Source organism: Asaccharospora irregularis DSM 2635 (assembly GCF_900129815.1).
GTDB classification, from domain to species: Bacteria; Bacillota; Clostridia; order Peptostreptococcales; family Peptostreptococcaceae; genus Asaccharospora; species Asaccharospora irregularis.
Map to the genome: position 1 here is coordinate 1 of NZ_FQWX01000065.1, position 3,760 is coordinate 3,760.

General features: G+C 26.5%; 4 protein-coding genes. All 4 read left to right on the plus strand.

Annotation, left to right across the window (positions count from 1 at the left end):
• Positions 1-214: 214 nt before the first annotated feature.
• The 4 genes from nadA to BUB34_RS13310 all read left to right on the plus strand — a co-directional run bounded on the left by nadA (position 215) and on the right by BUB34_RS13310 (position 3,687).
• Positions 215-1,126: a quinolinate synthase NadA gene (gene nadA / locus BUB34_RS12755; protein WP_073127832.1), complete on the plus strand. Its 912-nt coding sequence runs from the start codon at positions 215-217 to the stop codon at positions 1,124-1,126.
• 5 nt (positions 1,127-1,131) lie between these two features.
• Positions 1,132-2,583: an L-aspartate oxidase gene (locus BUB34_RS12760; RefSeq protein WP_073127834.1), complete on the plus strand. Its 1,452-nt coding sequence runs from the start codon at positions 1,132-1,134 to the stop codon at positions 2,581-2,583.
• Positions 2,576-3,409 carry a carboxylating nicotinate-nucleotide diphosphorylase gene (gene nadC, locus BUB34_RS12765; RefSeq protein ID WP_073127837.1) on the plus strand — a complete coding sequence of 278 codons (834 nt, stop codon included), beginning with the start codon at positions 2,576-2,578 and terminating at the stop codon, positions 3,407-3,409. The genes BUB34_RS12760 and nadC overlap by 8 nt, the downstream gene beginning before the upstream one ends.
• Before the next feature lie 140 nt (positions 3,410-3,549).
• A complete protein-coding gene (locus BUB34_RS13310; protein ID WP_159430066.1) occupies positions 3,550-3,687 on the plus strand; it encodes a hypothetical protein in 138 nt (45 codons plus the stop codon).
• Positions 3,688-3,760 lie beyond the last annotated feature (73 nt).

The window sequence follows — 3,760 nt, forward strand, 5'->3', positions numbered from 1 at the left end:
AATAATTATACAAAAATCCCAAGCTCATTTGAACTTGGGATTTATTTTTTAAAAGGTATCGCCTCAATTTTTTAGTGCGACAGCCCCTTTATTTTTTGCAGACATTTCATTAAAAATAGTATAGAATATTAATTGTGTTAAGTGTAAATACAATTTACTTCACCTGTAAAGAAAGGGTGTAAAGACATAATGCAAATGTGGGGAGGACTACAAAATGACAAATTTACAAAAGGAAATAATGAATATAAAGAAAGACAAAAATATAAAGATATTAGCTCACAATTATCAAACATATGATATACAACAAATAGCAGACTATGTTGGAGATTCATTTTATTTAAGTAAAATATCTCAAGAATTAGATTGTGATACAGTAGTATTTTGTGGTGTAAACTTTATGGCAGAAACTACAAAAATGTTATCTCCAGATAAAAAAGTAATACTTGCAAATGAAGAAGCTTATTGTCCTATGGCGAGAATGATATCTCCAGATGATATAATAAAATTTAGAGAAGAAAATCCTGATTATACAATAGTTTCTTATGTAAACTCTACAACAGAAACAAAGGCATATGTAGATGTATGTGTAACATCATCAACAGCACTTAAAATAATGAATCAAATAGAAAATAAAAATATATTATTTGTTCCAGATGAAAACTTAGGAAATTATATAGCAAAGAAAATACCAAACAAAAACATAAAATTATGGGAAGGTTACTGTAATGTACACGATAGAGTAACTACAGAAGAAGTATATGACCTTAGAGAAAAGCATCCTAATGCTTTATTATTAGTTCATCCAGAATGTAGAGAAGAAATAGTTAACTTAGCAGATTTTGCTGGTTCAACATCAGAAATAATAAAACAAGCAAAAGAAAGTTCTAATGATGAAATAATAATAGGTACTGAGGTAGGGGTATTAGACTATTTAGAAGCTACAGTTCCAAATAAGAAATTCTATTTATTATCAAAACATCTAGTATGTCCAAATATGAAAAAAACTAAGTTAGAAGATGTATATAAGGCTGTTAGTTGTGAAGGCGGAAGAGAAGTAGTTATAGAAGAAGAATTAATGAACAAAGCTATAAAAAGTATAAATGAAATGATAAGATTGGCTGAGTAGATATTATGACATATGATGTTGTGATAATAGGAAGCGGTATAAGTGGCCTTTATACATCTATAAATTTAAGTGAAGATTTAAAAGTACTTGTTATATCTAAAGATGAGTTAAAGATTAACAATAGTTATTTAGCCCAAGGGGGAATAGCTGTTGTACTTGATAAAGATGATAATTATGAAATTCATATAAACGATACACTAATAGCTGGAGAGCATACTAATAACATAAAAAACTTAGATATACTAGTTAAAGAAGGACCAATTGATGTAATGAAATTAGTTGATATAGGAGTAGATTTTGATAGAGATGAACATGGTAATCTATCAAAAACTTTAGAAGGTGGCCATTCAAAAAAAAGAATAGTACATCATAAAGACAAAACAGGAAAAGAAGTAATTAATACTTTATTAAACTATATTACAAATAAAGAAAATATAAGTACTATGGATAAAACGTTGGTAGCTGACATAAATAAGGAAAACGATTTATTTGGGGTTGTTATATTAAGAGATGAAGAACTAAAAACTATATATTGTAAAAGTCTTGTTTTGGCAACTGGAGGAATAGGAAAAATATATAAGTATACTACAAATTCAAAAATAGCAACAGGTGATGGAATAGCACTAGCTCATAATCTAGGTGCAGCTATAAAAAATATAAGTAAAATTCAATTTCATCCTACAGCTTTAAATCTAGGGTCTAATGAAAGGTTTTTAGTATCAGAAGCAGTAAGAGGTGAAGGCGCATTTTTATTAAATAAAAATGGAAATAGATTTATGCTTGACTACGATGAAAGAGGAGAACTAGCTCCAAGAAATGTTGTAGCAAAGGGTATATACGATGAATCTATAAAACTAAACAGTGAAGAAATATACATTGATATATCTCATAAGGATAGTGAATTTATAAAAAATAGATTTCCTAATATATATGATAACTGTTTGAAGTACGGACTTGATATAACAAAGGATAAAATACCTGTATTTCCATGTGAGCATTATTTAATGGGTGGAATAGATGTAAATGAAAATAGTGAAAGTAGTATAGAAAACTTATATGCTGTAGGAGAATGTTCTCATACAGGTATACACGGAAATAATAGGCTAGCTAGTAATTCTTTACTTGAAGGATTGGTTTTTGCAAGAAGAGCAGCTCAAAATATAAACAAACAAATAAAAAATGATAAAAGTAGAATTCATAATAAAGAAACTAAAGTTTATAAAAAAGGTACTATAAGTATAGATAATAATTTAAGAAATAAAATACAAAATATAATTCAAGATTCTTACTTTATAGTATTAGATAAAGAAAAATCAAAAAAAGGTATTATAGAAATAAATAATATAATAACTGATTTAAAAAGTAATGATTATATAAGAGATGTAGATTATTATGAAATAAGAAATATGGCTATAATATCTAAACTTGTATTGGGGGAGGTATTAAACTGTGGTTAATAAGCTTATAATTGACAATGTAATAAAAAATGCATTAATTGAAGATATAAATTATATAGATATAACAACAGATAACTTAATAAATGATGAACAAATATCAGAAGGATATTTTTTAGCAAAAGAAGATGGAATTGTATGTGGAATAGAAATATCAAAACGAGTATTTGATATTTTAGATGACAATATAGAATTTGAAATATTAAAAAGAGATAGAGAAAAAATTAAAAAAGGCGATATAATAGCAACTGTAAAGGGAAGCACAAAAACCTTATTAAAAGGGGAGAGAACGGCTCTAAATATATTACAAAGATTATCTGGAATATCGACTTATACTAATAATTTAGTAGATTTAATTAAAGATTGTAATACAAAAATAGTTGATACAAGAAAAACTACTCCTAATTTAAGACCATTAGAAAAATATGCAGTTAAAATAGGTGGAGGATTTAACCATAGATATAATCTATCTGAATCTGTTATGATAAAAGACAACCATATACAAGCTATGGGATCTATAACTAACGCTGTTAGTAAAATAAGAGAAAATATAGGACATACTATAAAAATAGAAGTAGAAGTTAAAAATATTGATGAATTAAATGAAGCTCTTAATTTAAATACAGATATAATAATGCTAGATAACATGAGTATCGATGAAATGAGTGAATGTGTTAAAATAAACAACAAAAAAAGTATATTAGAGGCATCAGGAAATATTACTGAAAGTAACATAGTAGAAGTTGCAAAAACAGGGGTTGATATTATATCTTTAGGAGCTTTAACTCACTCAGCAAAATCTCTAGATATATCAATGAAAATAAAATAAATTATATAAAATTAATTATATAAAACTACTGATTTATAGATCAGTAGTTTTTGTTTTTTATAGAATATTTTAGGTAATACTACAAAACATATAACTATGATGATTTAGCAAACTAACACTTTCAAGGAGGGCTTTTTATTATGAACAAAAGAAAGTCACAAGTTATTTTAGCTTTAATGTGCTCATTAACTATTTTATTAAGTGGATGTACCAAAGAATCAAGCAAAACTGGAAAAGAACATGAAGAACTTAAAAAAGAAAGGCTGTATAATATTTAGCGTTGATGGTAATAAAAAATCCATAATTGTCGTTAGACAAAAATGGACTAATTACTATCAGCGCTATTATTTT